This is a genomic window from Mesorhizobium sp. P2_E10, assembly GCF_056404235.1.
Genome location: NZ_JBFUEK010000001.1, coordinates 378,710 through 404,293, shown reverse-complemented (window position 1 = coordinate 404,293; position 25,584 = coordinate 378,710). Strand labels below are relative to the sequence as shown.

At 64.3% G+C, this 25,584-nt stretch carries 19 protein-coding genes; 11 read left to right on the top strand and 8 right to left on the bottom strand.

The window, feature by feature from the left end; genetic code table 11:
• The first annotated feature begins 269 nt into the window (after positions 1 to 269).
• The 5 genes from AC1D0N_RS02050 (at position 270) to AC1D0N_RS02030 (ending at position 9,584) form a co-directional block, all read left to right on the top strand.
• Positions 270 to 2,237 carry a hypothetical protein gene (locus tag AC1D0N_RS02050; protein ID WP_477240877.1) on the top strand — a complete coding sequence of 656 codons (1,968 nt, stop codon included), beginning with the start codon at positions 270 to 272 and terminating at the stop codon, positions 2,235 to 2,237.
• 10 nt (positions 2,238 to 2,247) lie between these two features.
• A complete protein-coding gene (locus AC1D0N_RS02045; protein WP_477240875.1) occupies positions 2,248 to 6,099 on the top strand; it encodes a DUF7929 domain-containing protein in 3,852 nt (1,283 codons plus the stop codon).
• Between the two features lie 184 nt (positions 6,100 to 6,283).
• Positions 6,284 to 6,961, top strand: coding sequence for a ribulose-phosphate 3-epimerase (gene rpe, locus AC1D0N_RS02040; protein WP_477240873.1), 678 nt, complete (start codon positions 6,284 to 6,286; stop codon positions 6,959 to 6,961).
• A 275-nt stretch (positions 6,962 to 7,236) separates the two neighbouring features.
• Positions 7,237 to 7,977, top strand: coding sequence for a GntR family transcriptional regulator (locus tag AC1D0N_RS02035; protein WP_477240871.1), 741 nt, complete (start codon positions 7,237 to 7,239; stop codon positions 7,975 to 7,977).
• Between the two features lie 80 nt (positions 7,978 to 8,057).
• Entirely contained in the window at positions 8,058 to 9,584 is a 1,527-nt protein-coding gene (locus AC1D0N_RS02030) for a malonate--CoA ligase (RefSeq protein WP_477240869.1), read from the top strand.
• Between the two features lie 48 nt (positions 9,585 to 9,632).
• On the opposite strand, the gene AC1D0N_RS02025 is transcribed toward AC1D0N_RS02030, so the two are convergent.
• The 5 genes from AC1D0N_RS02025 to AC1D0N_RS02005 are packed head-to-tail and all read right to left on the bottom strand — an operon-like array spanning position 9,633 to position 14,618.
• Positions 9,633 to 10,745 carry an NAD(P)/FAD-dependent oxidoreductase gene (locus AC1D0N_RS02025; protein WP_477240867.1) on the bottom strand — a complete coding sequence of 371 codons (1,113 nt, stop codon included), beginning with the start codon at positions 10,743 to 10,745 and terminating at the stop codon, positions 9,633 to 9,635.
• Between the two features lie 9 nt (positions 10,746 to 10,754).
• On the bottom strand, positions 10,755 to 11,933 hold the full coding sequence (nagA, locus tag AC1D0N_RS02020; RefSeq protein ID WP_477240865.1) for an N-acetylglucosamine-6-phosphate deacetylase: 1,179 nt from the start codon (positions 11,931 to 11,933) through the stop codon (positions 10,755 to 10,757).
• Positions 11,930 to 12,961: an SIS domain-containing protein gene (locus AC1D0N_RS02015; RefSeq protein WP_477240863.1), complete on the bottom strand. Its 1,032-nt coding sequence runs from the start codon at positions 12,959 to 12,961 to the stop codon at positions 11,930 to 11,932. The genes nagA and AC1D0N_RS02015 overlap by 4 nt, the downstream gene beginning before the upstream one ends.
• Complete coding sequence (locus AC1D0N_RS02010; protein WP_477240861.1) at positions 12,958 to 13,740, bottom strand: GntR family transcriptional regulator; 783 nt, start codon at positions 13,738 to 13,740, stop codon at positions 12,958 to 12,960. Before AC1D0N_RS02010 ends, AC1D0N_RS02015 begins: the two co-directional genes overlap by 4 nt.
• Positions 13,737 to 14,618 (bottom strand): glucosamine kinase nucleotide-binding domain-containing protein, encoded by an 882-nt coding sequence (locus AC1D0N_RS02005; RefSeq protein ID WP_477240859.1) that lies wholly within the window; start codon positions 14,616 to 14,618, stop codon positions 13,737 to 13,739. The genes AC1D0N_RS02010 and AC1D0N_RS02005 overlap by 4 nt, the downstream gene beginning before the upstream one ends.
• Positions 14,619 to 14,816: 198 nt before the next feature.
• Between AC1D0N_RS02005 and AC1D0N_RS02000 the strand changes: the two genes are divergently transcribed.
• From AC1D0N_RS02000 to AC1D0N_RS01975, 6 genes are all read left to right on the top strand, one after another.
• Positions 14,817 to 15,773 carry an N-acetylmuramic acid 6-phosphate etherase gene (locus AC1D0N_RS02000; protein WP_477240857.1) on the top strand — a complete coding sequence of 319 codons (957 nt, stop codon included), beginning with the start codon at positions 14,817 to 14,819 and terminating at the stop codon, positions 15,771 to 15,773.
• 2 nt (positions 15,774 to 15,775) lie between these two features.
• A complete protein-coding gene (locus AC1D0N_RS01995; protein ID WP_477240855.1) occupies positions 15,776 to 17,035 on the top strand; it encodes an ABC transporter substrate-binding protein in 1,260 nt (419 codons plus the stop codon).
• Between the two features lie 227 nt (positions 17,036 to 17,262).
• Entirely contained in the window at positions 17,263 to 18,192 is a 930-nt protein-coding gene (locus AC1D0N_RS01990) for a carbohydrate ABC transporter permease (RefSeq protein WP_477240853.1), read from the top strand.
• A gap of 10 nt (positions 18,193 to 18,202) precedes the next feature.
• Positions 18,203 to 19,042, top strand: coding sequence for a carbohydrate ABC transporter permease (locus tag AC1D0N_RS01985; protein WP_477240851.1), 840 nt, complete (start codon positions 18,203 to 18,205; stop codon positions 19,040 to 19,042).
• Entirely contained in the window at positions 19,039 to 20,100 is a 1,062-nt protein-coding gene (locus tag AC1D0N_RS01980; RefSeq protein WP_477240849.1) for a Gfo/Idh/MocA family protein, read from the top strand. The genes AC1D0N_RS01985 and AC1D0N_RS01980 overlap by 4 nt, the downstream gene beginning before the upstream one ends.
• A gap of 16 nt (positions 20,101 to 20,116) precedes the next feature.
• Positions 20,117 to 21,115, top strand: a complete 999-nt coding sequence (locus AC1D0N_RS01975; RefSeq protein WP_477240847.1) for an ABC transporter ATP-binding protein — start codon at positions 20,117 to 20,119, stop codon at positions 21,113 to 21,115.
• Positions 21,116 to 21,225: 110 nt separating this feature from the next.
• Here AC1D0N_RS01975 and AC1D0N_RS01970 read toward each other — a convergent pair whose 3' ends face one another.
• The 3 genes from AC1D0N_RS01970 to AC1D0N_RS01960 all read right to left on the bottom strand — a co-directional run bounded on the left by AC1D0N_RS01970 (position 21,226) and on the right by AC1D0N_RS01960 (position 25,569).
• A complete protein-coding gene (locus tag AC1D0N_RS01970; protein ID WP_477240845.1) occupies positions 21,226 to 22,071 on the bottom strand; it encodes a fumarylacetoacetate hydrolase family protein in 846 nt (281 codons plus the stop codon).
• Between the two features lie 213 nt (positions 22,072 to 22,284).
• Positions 22,285 to 23,016, bottom strand: coding sequence for an SDR family oxidoreductase (locus tag AC1D0N_RS01965; RefSeq protein WP_477240843.1), 732 nt, complete (start codon positions 23,014 to 23,016; stop codon positions 22,285 to 22,287).
• Positions 23,017 to 23,196: 180 nt separating this feature from the next.
• Entirely contained in the window at positions 23,197 to 25,569 is a 2,373-nt protein-coding gene (locus AC1D0N_RS01960; RefSeq protein WP_477240841.1) for an aldehyde dehydrogenase family protein, read from the bottom strand.
• Positions 25,570 to 25,584: the final 15 nt, after the last annotated feature.

The window sequence follows — 25,584 nt, the reverse complement described above, 5'->3', positions numbered from 1 at the left end:
CCCGGAAAGGAAAGTCCGCCATGATCAGAAACCCAGAGACTCCATGGTCTCCGGGAACAACAGGAGCTCAGCGCGAACACCGCCTTCGGGAACGGGTGGACGCGCTGGGCTTCTCGCTGATTCCGTTGACCCTGCGGAAGAGCAGGCGTATCGTGAATGTGAGGAAAGCAGACAATTCGATCGGGGACGAACGAGCCGGAACGCCGCGCCTATCCCTGATTCGCGCGGCAAAGCTGGACGTTTCTCCCGTAGGCTACGGGGGTAGTTTCATGTCTGGCAACCACGGCTCGTTCGTGTCCAACACTGCTGGCCGCTGGCGCCACGCAATCCAAATATCCAGTGGTCTCGTGGCACTGGCGCTGGCCGCCAGTCTTTGGCTCGGCAGCCCTGCCCAGGCACAGGATCAGCAAACCCAGATCATCTATCCCGGCTCGATGGCGGTGACCGGATTTTCCGGCACCATCATTCCCGGTTTCGAGGAAGGCCTGCCGCCGGGGGTCGATCCGGTCGACGAAACCTTCATCGACACGACGCGCGCAACCTTGCGCATTTTCGACGTTTCAGCGCTGGGTGGGCCGGCCTCCGGGCAGCTCGTCAACACACCGCCGCCCTTCGAGGTGACGGCCGAGCAGATCGGCCAGGTGTTCGGCATCACCTATGATGACGGCGTGCGCGACGGTGTCCCCTCCGGCATTCCAAACCTCTATGCCGGCGCCACTTCGCTGCACGGCATCCGCATCGTCACCCCTGACGAAGACGCGGACGGCCGCCCGGAGCGGCAGCGCCGCGGCACCCCAGGCGCCACCTTCATGGACGGCCAGTTCGGCACCGAAAACGGCGGCGGACCGGGCACGATCTGGAAGATCGACGGTATATCAGGCGCCGTTTCGAAATTCTCCGACATCGACACCAACAGCGGTCCCGGCATTGGCGACGTCAGCTTCGACAGCATCCATCGCCAGTTCTTTGCCTCGGACCTCGACACCGGCCTCATCCACCGCATCGACGCCAACGGCACCCTGATCGACACGTTCGATCACGGTGTTGACGGACGCCCGGCGCACGGGCTCGCCCCGCTCGCCGACGACGGCTCGGTGATGGACATACAGGGGGCTGCCTTCGATTCGGAAGACCCTGACACATGGGGCTATACGCAGGACGAGCGCCGTGTCTGGTCCGTCGCCTATCATGGCGGCCGGCTCTATTATTCGGTCGGCGAAAAGGCCGAGATCTGGTCGGTGGGCATTGCCCGCGACGGCAGCTTTGCCGGCGACCCGCGCTGGGAACTGACGGTCAGTGCCGACAAGGACTATGCAGTCACCGATATTGCCTTCGACAATAACGGCTTCATGTACCTGGCCCAGCGCGGCCCGGTGGAAAACCGCTACGACTACAGCCAGTTCGCCGATTCCGGCAAAGGCGAGGTCATCCGTTACTGGCTCGAAAATCCGGACGATCCGGCGACGGAATCGGTCTGGGTGGAAGTGCCGCAGGAATATGCGGTCGGCTTCCCGCAAGGCAACCGGCAGTCGGCCGGCGGCCTCGACCTGCAATATGGCTATGATGCCGACGGCAATCTCGACACCGGTGTGTGCACGCAGACGCTGGTCAACACCGGCGACAAGCTGCGCGACAACCCGGCACTTGCCGAACAGCTCGCCGCCGGCGGGCCTCTGGCCGTGCACGGCGTGCAGATCACGCCGAAGGAACTGGTCAAGCCGGCTAACGTGCCGCCGTTCGGCTCGTGGTTCGTCGACTTCGACGGCTATTTCGAAGACCCCGAGGTCGAAGGCCATGTCGGCGACGTCGAGGTCTGGCACCCCTGCGAGGGCCGTGCCGGCTACTATGAGGAAATACCGGGCGGCTATCTGCCACCTTTCTATCCGCCGGACTTCCCGCCCCCCGGCGACCTGCCTCCTTGCCTCGATATCGACGACGTCCAGTACTACTGCACGCCGTCGGGCCTCGAGGCCGATCTCTATCTCCATGACCATGCCGGCTTTGGCGGCGATTCGATCAAGGCTCAGTCGAGGACACCGGGCGTCGGGGTGACATCATCCCAATCGCACGCTCCCGGCGCGCCCTACACGGTCAACATCACCGGCCATTACCCTGGCGACACCGTCGATGTCGGGCTCTGCTTCTACAGGCAATCCGACCGGGACAAGGGTGGCTACTACCCTTGCTGCAAGATGACCGTGCCGCTCAGAACGCCAGCAATCAGCTGTGAACGTTGAGGAGGGGAAGATGAACATTTCAATCCTCTCCCCGCTCGCAAACAGCAATCAATCAACCGTCATGGAGACGATCATGAAACCCCTGTCATACGCCAGGCGCGGCGCGCGCTGGCTGATGGCGGCCGGTATCGCGGTCGCTCTCGCGCCCGCCCTACCGGCTGTCGCCGCCCAGAACATCCAGGCGACCAGCCCGGATGTCCAACTCCAGCTCGACAATCCGCGCGTCGTCAATCCGAGGCCGGACCGGGTTATCCCTTTCTTCACGAAGAAAGGCACTCAAAGAGGCTGTGACTACGTCGTCTATTCGCTGAGCTTCGGCTTGCGCGGCGGCCCGGAGAGTTTTGCCGACCCAAGCTTCGTGGCCCGGCTAAAGAAACTCCAGCTCGACTTCAAGGACCAGCTTCCGCACGGCCTTGCGATCGTCAATGTCAACGTGTCCGGCGACGGCACGGATGCGTCCGGTGGACCGCTGCCGGGTGCAACGATCAGCACCTCGGCTAGCCCGAACGATACGGCGACAGTTTCCGATTTCCGGATTTCCGCCACCGATCTCGACGGCGCTGGCGCACCCAACGAGCGCGTCATCAACTTCAGGATCACCGCCAAGATCGACCATGCGGCGTTTCCCTCGCCGACGATCGTCGACAACCAGGGTATGATCAAGGTAACCAATGGGGTCGGCACCGGGATCATCATCCCATCGCAGGATCCGAACAAGCCTGACGACGGCGACTATCTCACCGGTGAAAAGACCTCGATCAAGATCGACGTCACCAAATGCGAACCACCGCCACCACCTCCCGGCAAGGAATGCTTCAAGGTGGAACGCGGCACGGTCGATTGCGTGCCCGGTGGCGGCGCCTTCATCTACCACATGCCGGTCGGCCCGGAGATGGGCGGCAAGTGGGTGCAGGTTTCGACGACGACACCCGGCATCACCATCATCCCCGACACGCAGTTGGTGCCGGCAGGCGGCGGTGTGCTCAACTGGAAGATCGTCGGCGCATCGCCCGGCGACGTCATCCACCTCATCGTCACCGGCATCGAAACCTATGCCGGCCCGAAGGAGGGCTGGGGCCTGTGCTGCACGCAGACGATCGAAATCGTCATTCCGCGTGACCTCAGATGCCCGCCCGGCAAGGAGCCGGACCTCAAGGTCGAGAAGCGCGCCGACGTGACGCGTTGCACGATGGGCGGTGGCTGCGACTTCACCATCCGGGTCACCAATGTCGGCACAGGCCCTTATCACGGCAAGATCGTGCTCGACGAAGTGACGCTGCCGGCCGGCTCCACCCTCGATTCAGGGCCGAACCCGCCCTGGGTCTGCGTGCCCGGAACCACGCCGATGATTTGCACCTATCCGGTGACCACGCTCAACCCGGGGGCCTTCGTCGACCTCAAGCTCGGCTTCAAGCCGGCCGGAGGCTGGCAAGGCAAGGTGTTACGCAACTGCGCCACCTACAATTATCCGGCCAGCGGCAAGCCGCTGTTCGGCAGCCAGCAAAACGACAGGGGCTGCGCCTCGATCCCGATCTGCCGGCGTGGCGATCGCGACCGCGACTGCCAGCCGCCGGTCGAGAAGAAGGTCGACCTGATCCTGAAGAAGCGTGCCCGCATCCCGGTCTGTACGGCCGACGGCATCTGCTACTTCGTGATCGACATCCTCAATAACGGCAGCGTCCCCTATGTCGGGCCGCTGACGGTTGTCGACACCTACCCGGGCGGCGCGCCGGCATCCTCGACGTTCGGCCCGAGCCCGCCCTGGGCCTGCGGACCGAACGGCCCCGGCCAGTTCCGCTGCGACAGTGCCGGCATCGTGCTGCTGCCGGGCGCCTCGACGGCGATCGTCGTCAAGGCGGTGATGCCGGCCGGCTACCAGTCGGACACGGTGGAGAACTGCGCCGCGGTGAAGCCCATCCCCGGTGAGGTCGACCTCACCAACAACAAGGCCTGCGCCAAGGAACGCTTCCGTCATCCCAATGGCGGCAAGCCGACCCTGCGCATCACCAAGGTGTGCAACGGCTCGCTGGCCGGTGCGGCGGTCATCTCTTGCCGCATCACCGTCATCAGCCTTGGGACCGCGGCCCCCACCGGTCCGGTGCGGGTCAACGATGCCGCCAAGCTGGTGGCCGGCGGAGCGCCCGTCCAGATCCAGACCGTCACCCCTGACGGCGCGGAATGGGCGTGCGGACCGGTTCCGGCCAATGCGCTGTCGTGCCAGATTCCCGGCGCCGTGATGACGCCCGGAACCAGCCGCCACTTCGACGTGACGGTCTCGGCCAATGGCGAGTTCGAGAACTGCGCACGCGGCTCCTATGGCCCGGCTCCGGGAGACGACATCGTCTATCCGATTGGCCAGGCCTGCGCCAAGGGCGGCGGTGCCTCGACGATCCGCGTCGAAAAGACCGGCGACAGCGAATGCAAGCCCGGTCAACCCTGCTCGTTCGAGATCACCATCACGAATGACGGGACGAGCCCCTTCTCCGGTCCGGTTCGCATCGGTGATGCGATCGGCGTGGAAGGCCTCGGCAGGCTGGAAGGCGTTGAGATCACCTCGATCGACCCGCCCTTCGGCTGCTCGCCGGAGCCGACAACCTTGCCGTTGTCCTGCATTGCCAACCTGACGCTCGGCGCCGGGGAAAGCCACGTCCACACGATGACCGTGGTTATTCCCGACGACGGCCGCCTGGCCAATCTGCAAGGCAGCGTCAATGGCCGGAACTGCGTCGGCGTGCTGTCTCCCGACACCAAGGTGCAAGGCGGTGGCGACGTGCTGCCGCGCGATGCGACCAACGTGCAGGGCGACCGCGGCAAGGCCTATGCCTGCCACCCCTTCAGCATCAAGAACGAGGTGAAGAAGGAGTGCTCGGCGGGCTTCGTCATGAACGATGCCGGCAGGTGCGTCTGCCCGAAAGGCACGACGTTCCGCAACGGCCAGTGCTCGCCCGACGGCGGCGTCATCGTCGAGCCGAAGCCAAAGCCCTGCGTACTGCTCAAGGGCCAGATCCGCACCGAGGACGGACGCTGTGTCTGTCCGCGCGGAACCGAGCTCGAGAACGGCGCCTGCGTCAGGATCGACAAACCGGAGCAGTGCACCATTCGCGGCCAGATCCACGACGCCAATGGCGATTGTGTCTGCCCGCGGGGTACGGAAGTGCGCGACGGCGCCTGCCGCAAGAAGCGGCCCGAGGTGGAGCAGTGCACCATCCGTGGTCAGATCCACGACGCCAACGGCGATTGCGTCTGCCCGAGAGGTACGGAAGTGATCGACGGCGCCTGCCGCAAGAAGAGGCCCGAGGTGGAGCAGTGCACCATCCGTGGCCAGATCCACGACGCCAACGGCAATTGCGTTTGCCCGAGGGGTACGGAAGTGAGCGACGGCGCCTGCCGCAAGAAGAGGCCCGAGGTGGAGCAGTGCACCATCCGTGGCCAGGTCCACGACGCCAACGGCAATTGTGTTTGCCCGCGGGGTACGGAAGTGAGCGACGGCGCCTGCCGGCGCAAGCAGCCTGTCGTGGAGCAATGCCAGATACGCGGCCAGGTCCACAACAAGCGCGGCGAGTGTGTCTGTCCGCGTGGCACCCAGGTGATCGACGGCGCCTGCCGCAAGCCACAGGCGGAATGCGCGCCGGGCTCGCATATGGTCGGCGGACAGTGCGAGCCGATCATCACAATTCGGCGCTGCCCGGAGGGGACCATTGGACGGTTCCCGAACTGCAAGCCGATCCGCAGGACGCTGGGGGTCGATCCGACCCAACTGCTGAACCCGAATGTCCTGCAGCAGCTCCTGCCGACGCGCAAGCCGCAGGTGGATCTGCAGCAAGACCCGGCAAGCAATAACATCCAGACCTTCAAGCCGTAATCTTGCGCACCAAGACCAGAACCCCGCCGGAGCAGTCCGGCGGGGTTTTTCTTGGGCCTCGGCGCCTGGAAGGGAACCTGCACTCTTCGCGCTTGTTTGCATACCGGCACACTCGACAAGTCAGCTCCGGAACATTAGGCAGTCGATCAGGTGCCTCGAAACAAGGGCTCGGAAAGGCCTCATCATGAGCAAGAAGACCCTGATCGCGCCATCGGTGCTGGCGTCGGATTTTTCGAAACTCGGCGACGAGGTAGAGGCGGTGGTGGCGGCCGGCGCCGACTGGGTCCATCTCGACGTCATGGACGGGCACTTCGTGCCCAACATCACCTTCGGTCCGCCGGTGATCAAGGCGATCCGCAACCGCACCAAGGCCTTCTTCGACTGCCATTTGATGATCGCGCCGGCCGACCCTTATCTGGCGGCCTTCGCCGAGGCCGGCTGCGACGGCATCACCGTGCATGCCGAGGCCGGACCGCATCTCGATCGCTCGCTGCAGACGATCCGCAATCTCGGCAAGAAAGCCGGTGTTTCGCTCAACCCGGCAACGCCGGAAGCGATGATCGAATATGTGCTCGACCGGCTCGATCTGATCCTGATCATGACCGTCAACCCCGGTTTCGGCGGCCAGGCCTTCATTCCCGGCATCGTCGACAAGGTGAAGCGGGTGAAGGCGCTGATCGGCAATCGGCCGATCCGCATCGAGATCGACGGCGGCGTTTCGCCTGAAACCGCGCCCCTGGTCACCGCCGCCGGCGCCGACGTATTGGTGGCGGGTGCCGCCATCTTCAAGGGCGGCAGCGTCGAGGCCTATCGGACAAACATCGAGGCGATCAGGGCAGCTGCGGACCAGGCTGTCGGCTGAGCTTTGGGTCGAGAATAAATCACGAACAATTATGAATTCGCTGCCGGGTATCGTGGCGCCCGACGCCCGGCTGTACAAAGTTTCTTGAGAAGAACAGGATTTTCACCACAGTCGTTACTTGGCAGAGCCTGACAGGGCGACCCTTCCTCTTAAAGTACAATATCGTGATCTTTCGCTTGGGTGCGGAAGCCTGACACGGTATAGTACATGTACGGGGATTCGGAATGCTTCGCGGCTGGGAACCGTCGGAGCCACTGCAAACGACAGGAGGCACATTGACGTACGGAACCGCCGATCCGGGAGACGAAGGCACAGGGTCTAAGGGCACACTTGCCAGCGCCGTCTACAATCAGCTTCGCGACGACCTCCTGCGTGGTGTGCTCGAGAGTGAAAGCAAGCTGCGGGTCGAATGGGTGGTTTCCCGATATGGCGCTGGTGCCTCGCCCGTTCGCGAGGCTCTCAACCGGCTTGCTTCGGAAGGTCTTCTGGGCCGGCACGACCAGCGCGGCTTCTTCCTCATGCCGGTCAGCGCGGAGGAATTGGAGGAGCTGACGCGCACCCGCTGCTGGATGGAAGAGCGGGCGCTTCGCGAATCCATCGCCCGCCGCACCGGCGAATGGGAAGAACAGCTGGTGCTGGCGCTGCATCGGCTAGCGCGCGCGCAACGCCGCTTGTCCGAGGATTCCACGTCGAACGATCCGGAATGGGAGAAACTGCATCGTGCCTTCCACCGCGCGCTGATTTCGGCTTGCCGGTCGCACTGGCTGATTGGTTTCTGCGACCAGCTTTCCGACCAGGCCTCGCGCTACAGGCTGATCTCGCAGGACAACAGCAATCGCGACGAAATCGGCGAGCACCGCCTGATCGCGGAACGCGCCCTGGACGGCGATGCCGACGGCGCGGTTGAAGCCTTGCTCAACCACTACCGGCTGACGGCGGCCATGTGCATGGAGCGCTTCAGCCAGAGCGGCGATCCAAGGGCAAGCGCCACCAAGGCGCTGCGTGCCCGGAAGTAGCTGCCGGAGCAAGATCGTTTTGCGACGCATGCCCCTGAAGTCAGGATTCCCCTTTTCGGGATCATGGTCTAGGGAAGATCATGAGCAATCACCTGTTTGACGCATTTCGCGCCCGGATGCCCGCGCCCGAGCGGCTCCTGATGGAGACGGATGACGGGCGATCGATCAGCTATGGCGATATGCTGGCGCGGTCGGCGCAACTGGCGCAGGCGCTGACGCTATTGGGCGTCACGGCGGGCGACCGCGTTGCCGTGCAGGTCGAGAAAAGCCCGGAAGCCCTCTTTCTCTATCTCGCCTGCTTGCGCGCCGGCGCTGTCTTCCTGCCGCTGAACACCGCCTACACGCTGACGGAGCTCGGCTATTTCTTCGGCGATGCCGAGCCGCGGCTGGTCGTCTGTGATCCGGCACGGGCGGCCGAGATCGGACCGTTAGCCGAGGCATCGGGCGCCATCGCGGTGACGCTCGGCCGCAACGGCGAAGGTTCGCTGACCGATCGCGCCGCGCAACAGCCGGCGGACTTCCGCGATGTGGCGCGCGGACCGAATGATCTTGCGGCGATCCTCTACACGTCGGGGACGACCGGCCGCTCGAAAGGCGCCATGCTCAGCCATGAGAACCTCGCCTCCAACGCGCGGGTGCTGGTCGAGCAATGGCGCTTCACCGGCGCTGATGTGCTGATCCACGCACTGCCGATCTTCCATACGCACGGCCTGTTCGTCGCCACCAACGTCATCCTGACGGCGGGCGGCGCGATGCTGTTCGAAAGCAAGTTCGACCCGGCCCGGATTGTCTCGCTTTTGCCGCGCGCCACCGCGCTGATGGGCGTGCCGACCTTCTATGTCCGGCTGCTGCAGCAGGACGGTTTGAACCGGCAAGCGGCGAAAAATATCCGCCTGTTCATCTCCGGGTCGGCGCCGCTGCTGGCCGAGACGCATGCGGCGTGGCGCGAGCGCACCGGCCATGCCATCCTCGAGCGTTACGGCATGACCGAGACCAACATGAACACGTCGAACCCCTATGAGGGCGAGCGGCGCGCCGGCACGGTCGGCTTTCCCTTGCCCGGTGTCGCGCTTCGCATTGCCGATCCCGACAGCGGCGAAACGCTTGCCCAGGGCGAGATCGGCATGATCGAGGTGAAAGGCCCGAATGTGTTCTCCGGCTACTGGCGCATGCCGGAAAAGACCAAGGCGGAGTTCCGCGACGACGGCTTCTTCATATCAGGCGATCTCGGCCTGATCGATCCCGATGGCTATGTGCATATCGTCGGGCGCGGCAAGGACCTGATCATCTCAGGCGGCTACAACATCTATCCGAAGGAAGTCGAAAGCGAGATCGACGCGCTTGCCGGTGTCGGCGAGAGTGCCGTGATTGGTGTCGCCCATCCGGATTTCGGCGAAGGCGTCACCGCAATCGTGGTGCGGGCGCCGGCCTCGACCATCGGCGCTGCCGAGATCCTCGGTGCCATCGCCGGGCGGATCGCCAAATACAAGCACCCGAAGCGGGTGATTTTCGTCGACGAACTGCCGCGCAACACGATGGGCAAGGTGCGGAAGAACCTGCTGCGCGAGACCTACAAGGATCTCTACACTTCCGAGAAAGCCGGCTAACCATCTGCACCTGGTAGGCAGCCCCAACCCTGGCTGTCCAGCATTGCGTCAGGTCGGATACAGAAGCTCTACGACTTGCTCGGCAATGGCCAGGCTCGCCGTCATACCGGGGCTCTCGATGCCGAACAGATTGACGATCTGGCCGGCGCCATGGTCGGCCGGACCCTGCACCATGAAGTCGGCGGCCGGCTGGCCCGGACCGGACAGTTTCGGTCTGACGCCGGCATAGGCCGGCTGCAGCGCGCCATCCGCAAGGCCGGGCCAATAGCGCCTGATCTCGTCGTAGAAGACGTCGCCGCGGCCGGGATCGACCGTGTAGTCGACGCGGTCGATCCATTCTACATCCGGGCCAAAACGGGCGCTGCCGCCAAGGTCGAGGGTGAGATGGACGCCGAGACCGCCGTCGACCGGGACCGGGTAGATCAGCCGCGAGAAGGGCGAGCGGCCCGACAGCGCAAAATAATTGCCGCGCGCCAGCCATAGCGGCGGGATTCTGTCTTGCGGAAATCCAGCGATGCCGCCGGCCAAGGCCTGCGCGTCCAGACCGGCAGCGTTGACGAAAGCGCCGGCCTCCAGTTCGAAGGCTTCACCGTCGGCACCCTGGGTCAGGATTTCCACCCCGGCGGCCGAAACCGCCGCACCCGTGACAGTGGTCAGGAAGGCGAAGGAGGCGCCGGCGGCTTCCGCATCACCGCGCAGCGACAGCATCAGCGCCTGGCTGTCGACAATGCCGGTCGACGGCGACAGAAGCGCGCCGGCGCAATGCAGCGCCGGTTCGAGGCTCTCGGCCTCAGCGCGCGTCAAAAGGTCGAGATCGTCAACGCCGCAGCGTTCGGCATTGGCCTGGATCGCCCGCAGCCTGTCGAGCTGTGCGGGTTCGACAGCGACGATCAACTTGCCGGTACGCGCATGGCCGATGTCGCGGTCGCGGCAATAGGCATAGAGGCGCTGGCGGCCTACGACGCAGAGGCGGGATTTCAGGCTGCCCGGCGCATAGTAGATCCCGGAATGGATGACTTCCGAATTGCGCGAACTGGTCGCGGTGCCGATGGCATCGGCCTTTTCGACCACCAGCACCTCGCGCCCCGACAAGGCAATCGCCCGCGCGATGGCGAGGCCCACGACACCTGCCCCGGCGACAACGCAATCGACAGCCTGCATAGCTCGGCCTCAGTGCAAAGTGCCGGCGGCGGCTCCAAAAACCTTGTCGCCACCGATCCATACGTCCCTGACATCCAGGTCATCCGACAGCGCGACAATATCGGCTGCGGTGCCGTTGGCAAAGCGGCCAAGCCGGTGCGACTGGCCGATGGCTTGCGCCGGATAGAGCGAGGCCATGCGCAACGCTTCCGCCAGGTCCAGTCCAACCACGCGGTGGACGTATCGAACAGCGGAGATCATGTCGAGATCGGCCCCCGCCAGTGTTCCGTCGGCAAGCCGCAGGCTGCCGTCCTTGCGGTAGATGATGCGGCCGTTGAGCGTAAACGAGGTCATGTCGGTGCCGATCGTCGCCATGGCGTCGGTGACCAGCACGATCTTGCCCGGGCCCTGCTTGGCGCGCAGCGCGATCACCATTGTGGCCGGGTCGACATGGATGCCGTCGGCGATGATGCCGGCGAAAAGCGTGCCGATGTCGATGGCAGCGCCCGCCAGCCCCGGCTCGCGGTTGCCGATCTGGCTCATGGCGTTGAACAGATGCGTGACCACCGAGGCACCCGCCTCGGCGAAGGCGCGGGCATTGGCGTAACCGGTGTCGGAATGACCGAGGCTGACAACGACGCCGGCCTTGGTCAGCGCCGAAACGCGCGCGGGCTCGACCGATTCAGGCGCTATCGTCGTCAAAAGCACCGGCAGTTTCTTCCGCGCCGCGATCAGCGCCGCCTGGTCTGCGTCGAGCATCGGCCGGATCAGCGCCGGGTCGTGCGCGCCCTTGCGGGCAACCGACAGATGCGGACCTTCGAGATGCAGGCCCAAAAAACCCGGCAGCTTTTGCTGCGCAGCCTCCGCGCCAGCGGCAATTGCCGCGGCGGTGATTGCCGGCGTGTCGGTGATCAGTGTCGGCAGCAGCGCCGTGGTACCGAACGGCGCATGCGCGCGGCAGATGGTTTCGATCGAGGCGACATCGGGATGGTCGTTGAGCATGACGCCACCGCCGCCATTGACCTGCAGGTCGACGAAACCTGGCGCCAGCATGCCGCCGCCGGTCTCGACTCTGCGAATGCCGGACGGGATGGCGCCGGCGGCAACGATGGCTTCGACCAGACCGTCGCGCACGACTAGGGCGGCATTGTCGTGCCAGTCATCGCCATCGAATATGCGGGCGCCAGTCAGGGCAAAACGGTCGCTCATACGGTTTCCGTCACCTTGCGAAGATTGGGCGGGGTGTCGGGATCAAGGCCGCGATGACGGGCAAAGGCTTCGACGAAACCATAGAACGACACGATCAGCGTCAGCGGGTCGGTCAGCGGGTGGCCGGTTGCGACATGCGGCAGGCGCGCAGCACTTTTAGCCTTGTCCGAGGTGACGAAGACGGCCGCGCCCTTGCCCGCCAGGCTGTCGGCGGCTTCGGCAACCGACGGCTCCGAGGCATCGCGGGCGGCGAGCGCCAGCACCGGAAAGCCAGGCCCGACCAGCGCGAGCGGGCCGTGCATGACCTCGGCGGCACTATAGGCCTCGGCATGCATGGCGCAGGTTTCCTTGAATTTCAGCGCCGCCTCGTTGGCGATGGCCGATGACGGTCCGCGGCCGAGGATGAACAGTGATTTCGGCGTCTCCAGTGCGCCAGCCAGCGCCATCCAGTCGCAAGCGATCGCCTTGCTGAAATGCTCGGGCAAGCGGGCAAGTGCCGCCGCAAGCGCATCGTCGCCGGTGCAGTGCGCCATCAGCGCGAGGCCGGCGACCGCCGAATTGACGAAGGTTTTCGTCGCCGCAACGCTACGCTCCGGTCCGGCCAGAATGTCGATGGCATAATCCGAGGCGCGCGCCAGCGGCGAATCGGCGGTGTTGGTGACGGCGACGGTCAGCGAACCGCCGTCCTTGGCGGCTTGCGCCATGGCAACGATGTCCGGGCTTTTGCCCGACTGCGAGATGGCCAGGCAAGCGGAGCCGCCGAGCCTGAGTTTCGCGCCATAGATCGAGGCGATGGACGGGCCGACCGAAGCGACGGCAAGGCCTGCGGTCAGCTCAACCGCATATTTCATGAAGGTCGCGGCATGATCGGACGAGCCACGCGCCACGGTGACGATAAAATGCGGATTGCGTTCGCGAATGCCGCGCCCGGCCTCGGCCAGCACGGCGGCCGAACCATCGAGCAGGCGGGCGACGGCCTCCGGAATCTCCTCGATCTCGCGCCGCATATGGGTGGTGGTTGTGCTCATGGCCGGCCCTCTTCGCCCGGCCCGCTCAGCCGGAGTTCGGCGACGAAATCATAGGCGTCGCCCCTGTAGATGGAGCGGGTGAATTCGATCACCTTGCCGCTCGCCAGATAGGAAATGCGTTCGATGTGCAGGCCGGCGATGCCGGGCGGCACTTCGAGCAGGTGCGCATCGCTGTCGCCGAGATTGGCGGCGGAAATGCGCTGCACCGCGCGCACCGGCCGGTTGCCGGTCATCTCCAGCGCCGCGTAGAGCGAGGAGCCTATTGCCGCGGGATCCGGCAGCACGCTGGCCGACAGCGAGGCGCGTTCGATCGCCAGCGGTGTGTCGTTGGCGATGCGCAGGCGCGCCACGCGCGCCACCAGTTCGTTCGACGACAGGCCGAGCACCATCATCTCGTCCGGAGACGGCGCATAGAGACCACGGTCGAGCCAGGCCGAACGCACATCCATGCCGCGCCGCGCCATGTCCTCGGTAAAGGACGTAAGCCGCGACAGAGACTGCTCGACGCGTTCCATGCGCGGCGCCACAAAGGTGCCGGAGCCATGGCGCTGGACGAGGATGCCGCCCTTGACCAGATCCTGCACCGCCTTGCGCACGGTGACGCGCGAAATGTCGGCCTTGGTAGCGATATCACGCTCGGACGGCAGCGCGTCGCCGGGCCCGATCAGGCCGCGATTGACCGCGTCCTCGATGCTTTTCCTGAGCTGCAGATAGAGCGGCGCACCGCTTTGCGACGACTGTCTCAGCGTGGCGAAGATCTGGTCTGCGGCCTCGCTCATCGCGCTGCCTCCGACGCTTTGGCGAAAATGCGAACCGCCATCTGCACCGCACCACCCAGCGCATCGTCGAGCGGCGGCTTGAGCAGCGCCCGATAGCGCGCAGACAGTCGCGGCGCATAGAGCGGCGCCAGCCCGCCGAGCAGGCAGAGCGGGGCGTCGCCGGAGAGATCGAGCGCACCGAGCGCGGCCGCGACATCGGCGACCGCCTTGTCGAGGATCCAGTTGGCGACGCTGTCGCCCTTTTCGGCATGATCGAAGACTTTTGGCGCGAAGCCGCCGAAATCGCCGGGCTTGGCGTTGGTGGTGAACTCGACCACGTCTTCGGGATTGTTGCGGAAGATGGCGAGCATGGCTTGCGTCAGCGGCGATCCCTCGCGAATGCCGTCATGGGCAAGCAGCGTCTGCTCGAGCAGGTCGCGGCCGATGCGGGCGCCGCTGCCCTGGTCGCCGACCTGAAAACCCCAGCCGCCGATGGCGCGCGACTTGCCGTTCTTGCGCGCCATATAGGCGGTGCCGGTGCCGAGGATGGCCATGGCGCCATCGCCGGAGCCAACAGCACCCTCCAGCGCGATCTCGGCATCGGTCTCGACGCGGCTCATGCTGAAGGGCAGGATCGCTTCGAGCTGCTGCCGGTAGGTGCCGACATTGGCGCCGGCGAGGCCGAGAATGGCGGGGGTTTGCGGGATAAGTCCGGGATCCTGGCCGGCGGCGACAAAGGCCTGGCGTGCCGCATCGACGATGTTGGCCCTGGCGCCGGTGAGATCGGTGCGGATGTTGGCGGCGCCACTCTTGGCGCGGCCGACGACAATGCCGTCCGCCGTCGCAAGGGCTGCCCTGCAGCTGGTGCCGCCGCCATCGATACCGAGCACGAAATTCACGCGATTTCTCCTCCGGGCGGATAATACCAATAAAATACCAATAGCCAAGGATTAATTTCCATTTCAAAAAGATTAAGCCGTATTTTATTGAAAGATCAGGGATTTTTGTCGCGAGGCCGGCTCCGGCGCAACGAATTCGTTAATGCGTGTAGACAAGTGGTATTTTTTTGGTATTGTTCCCCGATCGGAGGAAACCGGATGGCCGACACGCGCACCGAAGCGCTTCATCAGAATGCCGAGGGACTGGACATCCAGGCCCCGGACGCCATCCTTTCCTCTCTGGCCAATGCGCAGATCGAGGCCGCCAAGGCCGTGCGCGGCGCCATTCCGGCAATAGCCAAAGCAGCCGAGATCATCGCCAGCCGCTTGGACAGCGGCGGCAAGCTCGCTTATGCGGCGGCCGGCAGCTCAGGCCTGATGGCGCTGGCCGATGCGCTGGAGCTGCCGGGCACTTTCGGCATCCAGCGCGAGCGCATCGCCATCCTGATCGCCGGCGGCGACGCGGCCTTCAAGACGCTGGCCGGCGGGCCGGAGGACGACACCGAGGAAGCTTCCGCGGCGGTTGCCGGCGCCGGCATCGGCAAGGGGGACTGCCTGATCGCCATTTCGGCCAGCGGCTCGACACCCTATGCCGTCATGGCGCTGGAAGAAGCCAGGCGCCTGGGTGCGGCGACCATCGCCATCGCCAACAACAAGGACACGCCGCTGCTGCGGCTGGCCGATGTTGCGATACTGCTCGAAACGCCGCCGGAGGTGATTGCCGGCTCGACGCGGATGGGCGCCGGCACCGCACAGAAAATCGCTCTCAACATGCTGTCGACGCTGGCCGCCATCCATCTCGGCCATGTCCATGACGGCTACATGGTCAACCTCACCGCCGACAACATCAAGCTGCGCGACCGCGCGGCGCGCATCGTCGCCGCCATCAGCGGGCTCGACAAGCAAGATGCAGCGCGCCTGCTCGAAAAGAGCGGCGGCGTTGTCAAAACCGCCATTCTGCTCGCCGCCGGTGCTGCCAACGCCGATGCGGCCGAGAAGATACTGGAAGGGACCGGCCAGAAGCTCAGGCCAGCACTTTCCGCGATCGAGGGGAACAAGGGCACGAAGGCCCCTGTTCTCAAAACCGAACCTGAAAAAGGTCAACAGGGAGACTAAGCATGACTACGAAACTACTGACGGCACTGCTGCTCGGCACCAGCATTCTCGGCACCGCCGGGGTTGCGTACGCCGACGACGTAACGCTCAACATCGAAAGCTGGCGCGGCGACGATCTTGCCATCTGGAAGGACAAGCTGATCCCGGCTTTCGAAGCCAAGAACCCGGGCATCAAGGTGGTGTTCGCACCCTCGGCGCCGACCGAATATGACGCCGCGCTGGGCGCCAAGCTGGCCGCCGGCTCGGCGGGCGACCTGATCACCTGCCGCCCCTTCGACAAGTCGCTTGAACTCTACAAGAAGGGCAACCTCGCCGACCTGTCGGCGCTGCCCGGCATGGAGAACTTCTCGCCCGTGGCCAAGGCGGCCTGGCAAACCGACGACGGCAAGGCGAGCTTCTGCGTGCCGATGGCCTCGGTCATCCACGGCTTCATCTACAACAAGGACGCCTTCGACAAGCTCGGCATCAAGATTCCGACGACCAATGAGGAGTTCTACGCCGCGCTCGACAAGATCAAGGCCGACGGCACCTACATCCCGATGGCGATGGGCACGAAGGATCTCTGGGAAGCCGCGACCATGGGCTACCAGAACATCGGCCCGAACTACTGGAAGGGTGAGGAAGGCCGCGCTGCCCTGATCAAGGGCGAGCAGAAGCTGACCGACGCCGACTGGGTCGCGCCCTATGCCGAACTCGCCAAGTGGAAGCCTTATCTCGGCGACGGTTTCGAAGCCCAGACCTATCCGGACAGCCAGAACCTGTTCACGCTCGGCCGTGCCGCCATCTACCCGGCCGGCTCGTGGGAGATCGGCCTGTTCAACACGCAGGCGCAGTTCAAGATGGGCGCCTTCCCGCCGCCGGTGCAGAAGGCCGGCGACACCTGCTACATCTCCGACCACACCGATATCGGCATGGGTCTGAATGCAGCGTCGAAGAATGCTGATGCGGCCAAGACCTTCCTGTCCTGGGTCGCCTCGCCGGACTTCGCCACCATCTACGCCAACGCACTGCCGGGCTTCTTCAGCCTGAATTCCACCCCGGTGAAGATGGCGGACCCGCTGGCGCAGGAATTCGTCTCCTGGCGCGACAAGTGCAAGTCGACGATCCGCTCGACCTACCAGATCCTGTCGCGCGGCACGCCGAACCTCGAGAACGAGACGTGGGTCGAATCGGCCAACGTCATCAACGGCACCGATACGCCGGAAGCTGCCGCCAAGAAGCTGCAGGACGGCCTCGACAGCTGGTACAAGCCGGCGAAGTAAGAGCTCAGGCAACGGACCGGCCGGGCATATGCCCGGCCGGCTTTCAGATTTTAGATAGCGATTGTCGGCACCGCCTCTCGGCCTTACCCTGCTCCGTGTGGGAAAGGCTGGCTGACTTGTCGCAAGCCTTTGTTCTTCCCGTTTCGGGCAAGGACATTCGGGCCGTGCATCGAGGCATCATCTAGCATCGCACCCTTTGGAACCGAGAGACGGCGGGGACCGAACTCATGGCCGCAGACACACGACCGAAACGACCCTTTCGCTGGCATATCGGCGTCTTCCTGGCGCCGGCGCTGCTGGTCTATACGGCGATCATGATCCTGCCGCTGGCCGGCACGCTGCAGCTGTCGCTGTTCCGCAACATCGAGCAGAATCAGGTCTTTGTCGGGCTGCAGAATTTCCGCACGCTGTTCGGCGATCCCAACTGGTCGGTGAATTTCTGGAACGCGCTGCGCAACAACACCTGGTTCTTCATCATCCACATGCTGGTGCAGAACCCGATCGGCGTGCTTCTGGCGGCATTGCTGTCCAGCCCAAGGTTGAGATTCGCCGCCTTCTACCGCACGGCGATCTTCGTGCCGACGATCCTGTCCTTCGTCATCGTCGGCTTCGCCTGGAAGCTGATCCTGTCGCCGCTGTGGGGCGTGGCGCCGCATCTTATGGACCTGGTCGGCTTGAAAAACCTGTTCACACCATGGCTCGGCAAAGAACAATACGCATTGACCGCGCTCAGCCTGATCTCGGTGTGGCAGTTCGTCGGCATTCCGATGATGCTGATCTACGCCGCGCTGCTGTCGATCCCTGAGGAGGTCATCGAAGCCGCTGAATGCGACGGCATCACCGGCATGTCGCAGTTCTGGAAGATCAAGCTGCCGCTGATCCTGCCGTCGATCGGCATCATCTCGATCCTGACCTTTGTCGGCAATTTCAACGCCTTCGACCTGATCTACACCGCGCAAGGGGCGCTCGCCGGGCCGAACTATTCGACCGATATTCTCGGCACCTTCCTCTACCGCGCCTTCTTCGGCTTCCAACTGCAGGTCGGCGATCCCAATATGGGCGCTGCGATTGCCACGATGATGTTCCTGATCATCCTTGGCGGCGTCTGCGTCTACCTGTTCCTCGTGCAGACGCGCCTGCGTCGCTACCAGTTCTGAGGGGCGCAAGATGAGCACCGCCACCCGTTCCCTGCCCCGCACCATCGGCGCCCACGCGATCCTGTTGACCTACACAGCGATCGCACTGTCCCCGGTGATCCTGGTGATCATGAATTCGTTCAAATCCCGCGCTGGCATCTTCAGCGAGCCGCTGACGCCGCCGACGCCAAAAACCTTCGACCTGATCGGCTATACCACCGTGATCGGCCAGGGGGACTTCATCCACTATTTCCAGAACAGCCTCGTCGTCACCGTCGCCTCGCTGTTCTTCGTGCTGCTATTCGGCGCCATGGCCGCGTTTGCGCTGTCGGAATATCGCTTCCGCGGCAACACGATGATGGGACTTTACCTGGCGCTCGGCATCATGATCCCGATCCGGCTAGGTACCGTCGCCATCCTGCAGTTGATGGTTGCGAGCGGGCTGGTCAATACGCTGACGTCGCTGATCCTGGTCTACACCGCGCAGGGCCTGCCACTGGCCGTGTTCATCCTGTCGGAATTCATGAAGCAGGTGTCCGACGATTTGAAGAATGCCGGCCGCATCGACGGGCTGTCGGAATACACCATCTTCTTCCGGCTGGTGCTGCCGCTGGTCAGGCCATCGATGGCAACGGTCGCCGTCTTCACCATGATCCCGATCTGGAACGATCTGTGGTTCCCGCTGATCCTGGCGCCGTCGGAGGAGACCAAGACGGTGACGCTGGGCGCGCAGCTCTTCCTCGGCCAGTTCGTCACCAACTGGAACGCGATCCTGGCCGCCCTGTCGCTGGCGATCATGCCGGTGCTGATCCTCTACGTCATCTTCTCGCGGCAGCTGATCCGCGGCATTACTTCCGGAGCCGTCAAGTGAGTTTCGAAAAGCCTCTTCGCGTCGTCGTCGCCGGCCTCGGCAATATGGGCCGCAGTCATGCGCTGGCCTATCACAACAATCCGGGCTTTGAGATTGCCGCACTCATCAACCGCTCGGACGTGCCGTTGCCGGATGGGCTTTCCGGCTATGGCATCAGGCGCTCCTTCGACGAGGTGCTGCGCGACGAAAAGCCCGATGTCGCCTGCATCGCCACCTATTCGGACAGCCATGCCGACTATGCGGTGAAGGCGTTCGAGGCCGGCTGCCATGTCTTCGTCGAAAAGCCGCTGGCGACAACGGTGGCGGACGCCAAGCGCGTCGTCGCGGCGGCCAAGGCCAATGGCAAGAAGCTGGTGATCGGCTACATCCTGCGCCATCACCCGTCCTGGGTCAGGCTGATCGTCGAGGCGCGCAAACTTGGCGGCCCTTACGTTTTCCGCATGAACCTCAACCAGCAATCCTCGGGCCATACCTGGGACACGCACAAGCAATTGATGCAGACGACGTCGCCGATCGTCGACTGCGGTGTGCACTATCTCGACGTGATGCTGCAGATCACCGACGCCAGGCCGGTCGAGGTGCGCGGCATGGGGCTGCGGCTGACCGAGGAGGTCGCGCCCTCGATGTACAATTATGGCCACCTGCAGGTGCTGTTCGACGACGGGTCGGTCGGCTGGTACGAGGCCGGCTGGGGTCCGATGATTTCGGAGACGGCTTTCTTCGTGAAGGACGTCATCTCGCCGAATGGCTGCGTGTCGATCGTCATGAAGGAGGGCGTCAAGTCCGACGACATCGACACCCACACCAAGACCTCGACCATCCGCCTGCACAGCGCGGCGACCGGGCCGGACGGCAAGTTCGTCAGGCAAGACGAGATGCTGTCGATGCAGGGCGAACCCGGCCACCAGGACCTTTGTGACCTCGAACAGGCCTTCGTGCTGAAGGCGGTCCGCGAGGATCTCGACCTGACTCGCCATATGGACGACGCGGTGAAATCGCTCGCCGTCTGCCTTGCCGCCGACGAGAGCGTGCGCAGCGGCGCAGCCGTCAAACTCTAACGATAGGAACGACGCCGTGGGCTCGCTGATAATCGAGAATGTGAAGAAGGCCTTCGGGCCGGTCGAGGTGCTGAAAGGCATCAACCTCGAAGTGAATGACGGCGAATTCGTCGTCTTCGTCGGTCCTTCCGGCTGCGGAAAATCGACGCTGCTTCGGGTCATCGCCGGGCTGGAGGATTCGACCTCCGGCCGGGTGGTGATCGACGGCGCGGATGTCTCCGCCACGCCGCCGGCCAAACGCGGCATCGCCATGGTGTTCCAGACCTATGCGCTCTATCCGCATCTGACGGTGAAGAACAATATGGGCCTTGGCCTGAAGCAGGCGGGTACGCCGGCGGCAGAGATCGAGCGGCGCATCGGCATTGCCTCGTCTATGCTGTCGCTGGAGCCGTATCTGGAAAGGCGGCCGGCCGAACTGTCCGGCGGCCAGCGCCAGCGCGTCGCCATCGGCCGCGCCGTGGTGCGCGAGCCAAAACTGTTTCTGTTCGACGAGCCGCTGTCGAACCTCGATGCGGCGCTGCGCGTCAACACACGGCTGGAGATTGCGCAGCTGCATCGCCGGCTGAAGGCGACGATGATCTACGTCACCCACGACCAGGTCGAGGCGATGACCTTGGCCGACAAGATCGTGGTGCTGAATGCCGGCAGGATCGAGCAGATCGGCGGGCCGATGGAGCTCTACAATTCGCCGGCGAATGAATTCGTCGCCGGCTTCATCGGCTCCCCGAAGATGAATTTCGTCGACGGCGCCCGTCTCGGCGAGACGGCCAAGACCATCGGCGTGCGGCCTGAGCACCTGACCGTCGATCCGAAATCCGGGGCGTGGAAGGGCACGGTGGTGCACGCGGAGCATCTCGGCGCCGACACCAACCTCTATCTCGACTGCGAAAAGGCCGGGCTGATCACCGTACGCATCTTCGGCGTCTACAATGCCGAACCGGGTTCCACGCTGTACGCGACGCCGGATCCGGCGAGGACGTATCGGTTTGGAGCCGACGGCAGGACGATCAAGTAGATATTTCGGCGCTTCTCTTCCTCTCCCTCCGGAGGGGGGAGAGGAAGGGCGCGAAACCGCCTCCTCCTCCCCTTTTTGAGGCCCACAAGGAGAGAACGGAGAAGTCGCCCCTACACGTCCGCCTTGAAGGTCTGCTTCTGCTGGCCGAGCCCTTCGATGCCGAGCTCCACCACGTCACCAGCCTTCAAAAACACCGACGGCTTCATGCCGAGCCCGACGCCGGGCGGCGTGCCCGTGGAGATGATGTCGCCGGGGTGCAGCGACATGAACTGGCTGAGATAGGAAACCAGATAGGCAACGCCATAGACCATGGTCTTGGTCGAGCCGTTCTGCATCGTCTTGCCGTTGACCGTCAGCCACATTTTGAGGTTTTGCGGATCGGCAACCTCGTCCTTGGTGACCAGCCACGGGCCAGTCGGCCCAAAAGTGTCGCAGGACTTGCCCTTGGTCCACTGGCCCTGACGCTCGGCCTGGAAGGCGCGCTCGGACACGTCATGGGCGACGCAATAACCGGCAACATAATCCAATGCGTCGGCTTCGGTGACGTATTTGGCGGTCTTGCCGATGACCACGGCCAGTTCGACCTCCCAGTCGGTCTTTTCCGAACCGCGCGGGATCAGCACGTCGTCGTTCGGGCCGACAATGGCCGAGCTTGCCTTCATGAAGATGATCGGCTCCGACGGCACGGTAGCGCCGGTTTCGGCGGCGTGGTCGGAATAGTTGAGGCCGATGCAGATGAACTTGCCAGTGCCGGCGACGCAGGCGCCGAGGCGCGGCTTGCCTGAGACAGCCGGCAGCGATTTCGCATCGAGCTTCGACAGCGCGGCGAGCGATGCCGGATCAAGCGCCTTGCCGGCTATGTCGGTGACGTGAGCCGAGAGGTCGCGGATCGTTCCATCGGCATCGAGCAGACCTGGGCGTTCGCTTCCGATCTCGCCATAGCGCAGCAGTTTCATCTAAGTCCTTCTCCTACTTGCGGCCTCGTGGCCGTTTGCAAACTCTCCGCCGAAGCGATGGCTCCTGCGAGGAACCGGGCGACCGTACCCATCAACCTGATCCCGGCACGCGCGGCTAGCCGGCGAGCGAGATTTTCAGACTGCTCGATCCCCCATAAACGCTGGATTGGGGGCCGATCTTCCTGTCGCCCACGATCTTTTCCGAAACCGTGATCAGATCGACCAGCCGCCGTCGATATTATAAGCCTGTCCGGACGTATAGGTTGCACCGGCGAGGTAGACGGCAAGATCGGCGATCTCCTCGGGCGAGCCGAGGCGGCCCATCGGCTGACGGGCGATGAAGGCAGCGCGCGCGGCATCATAATCGCCCTGCGCATGCATGCGGTCCTGCAAAGACGGGCTTTCGACCGTGCCGGGGCAGATGGCGTTGCAGCGAATGCCCTTGCCGACATAGTCGGCGGCGATCGCCTTGGTCAGGCCGATGACCGCCGCCTTGGTGACGCCATAGGCGAAACGGTTGGGCACGCCCTTGCCGGCGCCGGCAACGGAAGACATGTTGATGATCGAGCCGTCGCCGCGTTCCAGCATGCCGGGCAGCACGGCGCGAATGGTGCGGATCATGGCGCGGACATTGAGGTTGAAGGCAAAATCGAGATCGGAGTCCTTCATTTCGAGGATCGAGCCGGAATGAACGAAGCCGGCGCAGTTGAACAGCACGTCGACCGGGCCGATCCCGGCAAAGCCAGCCGCCACCGCCTCGTCATTCAGCACATCGAGCTTGCGGGTCTTGATGCCAGGTGTCTTGGCAAGCTCGGCGAGCAGCACCTCGTTGATGTCGGTGGCATGGACGATGGCACCCGCCTTGGCAAACGCCAGCGCGCTCGCCCGGCCGATGCCTTGCGCCGCGGCCGTGACGACAACGGTCTTGCCGGTCAGATCCGCCATTCGTCTTCTCCTCGTCCGTTTGCGATCAACCGGGTTCTACCGGCGGATGGTCGCGACGCATTGTGCCAGACGCGCACTATTGTGCCGCCTGCGCCCAACCCAATAAATGTTTTTTCTCGTTAAAGAACATTATTTCGTGCGTCAAGCCCGAACGCCTGCTTCGGACACGGGGTGCGACCCTCAGTCGCCGTACGGCACCCAGACGTTCTTGACCTCGACGGCCCGGCGCAGGAAAGCATCGCCGGCGGCCTCATTCGACGCCCAATCGAGGCTTCGGCCCTGACCGGTCCAGACGCGCTTGAGATTGCCGATGGACTCGGCTTCGGCCTTGGCGCAGGTCTCGGCATCGGCGAAGATCCAGAGCCCGTCGACATCATCATGCTTGGCCAGCACGCCGGCGAGTTCGGCGCTGCGCCCGGTGACGATGTTGATGGCGCCGGCCGGGACGTCGGAATATTCGATCACCTGGTAGAGATCTGTGGCGAGCAGCGGATATTTTTCCGAGGGCACTGCAACCACGGCGTTGCCCATGGCAAGTGCGGGCGCCACCAGCGAGATCAGGCCGAGCAGCGGCGCATTGTCCGGTGCGACGATGCCGACGACGCCGACCGGCTCATGCAGCGCCAGCGTGACGGCGCGGGCCGGCGGTTGATGCACCCTGCCCTCGAACTTGTCGGCAAGGCCGGCGTAGAGGAACAGCCTCTCTGTGGACTGTTCTACTTCTTCGCGCGCGGCCTTGGCGGTGGCGCCGGTGAGTTCGGTCAGGCGTGCGGCAAATTCGTCGGCGCGGCCGGAGAGGTTTTCGGCGAGGTAATAGAGGACCTGGCTGCGGTTGTAGGCGGTCGCTTCCGGCCAGGCCTTGCAGGCACGGGCGGCCGAGACGGCGTCACGGATATCCTTGCGACTGCCGAGACCGACCTCGCCGGCGAGCTTGCCCTTGGCGGTGGCGATGGCGATCGAATAATTGCCATCGGGACGGACCTGCTTGCCGCCGATGAACAGCTTTGCCGTGCGGTCGATGGCGTCGCCTTCGGCCTGCTCGATGGCCTGAGCCGACGCTGTTGCCGGCTTGATGACCGGGCCGAGCGGCAATTTTGCCGTGAGATATTCGAACATGCCTTCGCGCCCGCCTTCACGGCCAAAGCCGCTCTCACGGTAGCCGCCAAAGCCGCAAGCGGCGTCGAACATGTTGGTGCCGTTGACCCAGACGACGCCGGCCTTCAATTGCGGCGCGACGTGCAGCGCGAGATTGACGTTTTCGCTCCACACCGAGGCGGCCAGCCCGTAGCGCGTGTTGTTGGCGAGCTCGATCGCTTCCTCGGTGTTGCGGAAGGTCATGGTGGCGAGCACCGGCCCGAACACCTCTTCCTGGGCCAATATGTTAGCCGGCGCAACACCTGTAGCCAGCGTCGGCAAATGGTAATAGCCGGAAGACGGCAGCGCCACATCCGGCTGCCAGCAGACGGCGCCCTGTTTGGCGCCTTTGGCGACCAGGCCCTTGACGCGGTCAAGCTGGGTGACGTCGACCAGCGGGCCGATATCGGTGTTTTTGTCGAGCGGGCTGCCGACGCGCAGCCGGCTCATCCGCGTCTTGACCTTAGCGATGAAGGCATCGGCGATGCCCTCCTGCACCAAAAGGCGCGAACCGGCGCAGCAGACCTGGCCCTGGTTGAACCAGATGCCGTCGACCAGCCCCTCGACGGCGCTGTCGAGATCGGCGTCCTCGAAGACGATGAAGGCCGACTTGCCGCCGAGCTCCAGCGACAGTTTCTTGCCCGAGCCGGCGGTGGCCTTGCGGATGATCTTGCCGACCTCGGACGAGCCGGTGAAGGCGATCTTCTGGACACCGGGATGGTTGACTATTGCCGCGCCTGCCTCAGGCCCGCCCTGGACGATGTTGACGACGCCCTTCGGCACGCCGGCGCGCTCGCAGATTTCGGCGAACAGGATGGCAGTGAGCGGCGTGAATTCGGCCGGCTTCAGCACCACGGTGCAGCCGGCGGCGAGCGCCGGCGCGATCTTCCAGGCCAGCATCAGCAGCGGGAAATTCCACGGGATGATCTGGCCGACGACGCCGACGCCCTTATGGCCGGGAAAATCCCTGTCCAGCGCCTGCGCCCAGCCGGCATGATGGATGAAATGACGGATGGCCAGCGGCACGTCGATGTCGCGGCTTTCGCGGATCGGCTTGCCATTGTCGATTGTCTCAAGCACCGCGAACAGGCGCTGGTGGCGCTGCATGGCGCGGCCGATGGCGTAAAGCACTTTGGCTCTGACATAGCCGGTGGAAGCAGACCATTTTGGCAGCGCCTTGGTGGCGGCGGAAACCGCGGCATCGACATCGGCGGCGCCGGCATCCGACACCTTGGCCAGCAATTTGCCCGAGGACGGCTCGCTGGTGTCAAAGGTCTTGCCGCCCGTGGCTGCCTTCCAGCCGCCGCCGATGAACAGCGCCTTGCCGAAATTGCGTGCAGCCAGCCACGCATCGGCCTCGCTGCGGGCTTCCGGCGCCGGGCCGTACTCCATGGCGTGATAGCGTTCGAGAATGTTCATGTGGTGCCTCCTTCA

Coding starts and splice junctions, on each gene's coding strand:
- AC1D0N_RS02050 (WP_477240877.1), top strand. CDS start 270: ATGTCTGGCAACCACGGCTCGTTCGTGTCCAACACTGCTGGCCGCTGG.
- AC1D0N_RS02045 (WP_477240875.1), top strand. CDS start 2,248: ATGAACATTTCAATCCTCTCCCCGCTCGCAAACAGCAATCAATCAACC.
- rpe (WP_477240873.1), top strand. CDS start 6,284: ATGAGCAAGAAGACCCTGATCGCGCCATCGGTGCTGGCGTCGGATTTT.
- AC1D0N_RS02030 (WP_477240869.1), top strand. CDS start 8,058: ATGAGCAATCACCTGTTTGACGCATTTCGCGCCCGGATGCCCGCGCCC.
- AC1D0N_RS02025 (WP_477240867.1), bottom strand. CDS start 10,745: ATGCAGGCTGTCGATTGCGTTGTCGCCGGGGCAGGTGTCGTGGGCCTC.
- nagA (WP_477240865.1), bottom strand. CDS start 11,933: ATGAGCGACCGTTTTGCCCTGACTGGCGCCCGCATATTCGATGGCGAT.
- AC1D0N_RS02015 (WP_477240863.1), bottom strand. CDS start 12,961: ATGAGCACAACCACCACCCATATGCGGCGCGAGATCGAGGAGATTCCG.
- AC1D0N_RS02010 (WP_477240861.1), bottom strand. CDS start 13,740: ATGAGCGAGGCCGCAGACCAGATCTTCGCCACGCTGAGACAGTCGTCG.
- AC1D0N_RS02000 (WP_477240857.1), top strand. CDS start 14,817: ATGGCCGACACGCGCACCGAAGCGCTTCATCAGAATGCCGAGGGACTG.
- AC1D0N_RS01995 (WP_477240855.1), top strand. CDS start 15,776: ATGACTACGAAACTACTGACGGCACTGCTGCTCGGCACCAGCATTCTC.
- AC1D0N_RS01990 (WP_477240853.1), top strand. CDS start 17,263: ATGGCCGCAGACACACGACCGAAACGACCCTTTCGCTGGCATATCGGC.
- AC1D0N_RS01985 (WP_477240851.1), top strand. CDS start 18,203: ATGAGCACCGCCACCCGTTCCCTGCCCCGCACCATCGGCGCCCACGCG.
- AC1D0N_RS01970 (WP_477240845.1), bottom strand. CDS start 22,071: ATGAAACTGCTGCGCTATGGCGAGATCGGAAGCGAACGCCCAGGTCTG.
- AC1D0N_RS01965 (WP_477240843.1), bottom strand. CDS start 23,016: ATGGCGGATCTGACCGGCAAGACCGTTGTCGTCACGGCCGCGGCGCAA.
- AC1D0N_RS01960 (WP_477240841.1), bottom strand. CDS start 25,569: ATGAACATTCTCGAACGCTATCACGCCATGGAGTACGGCCCGGCGCCG.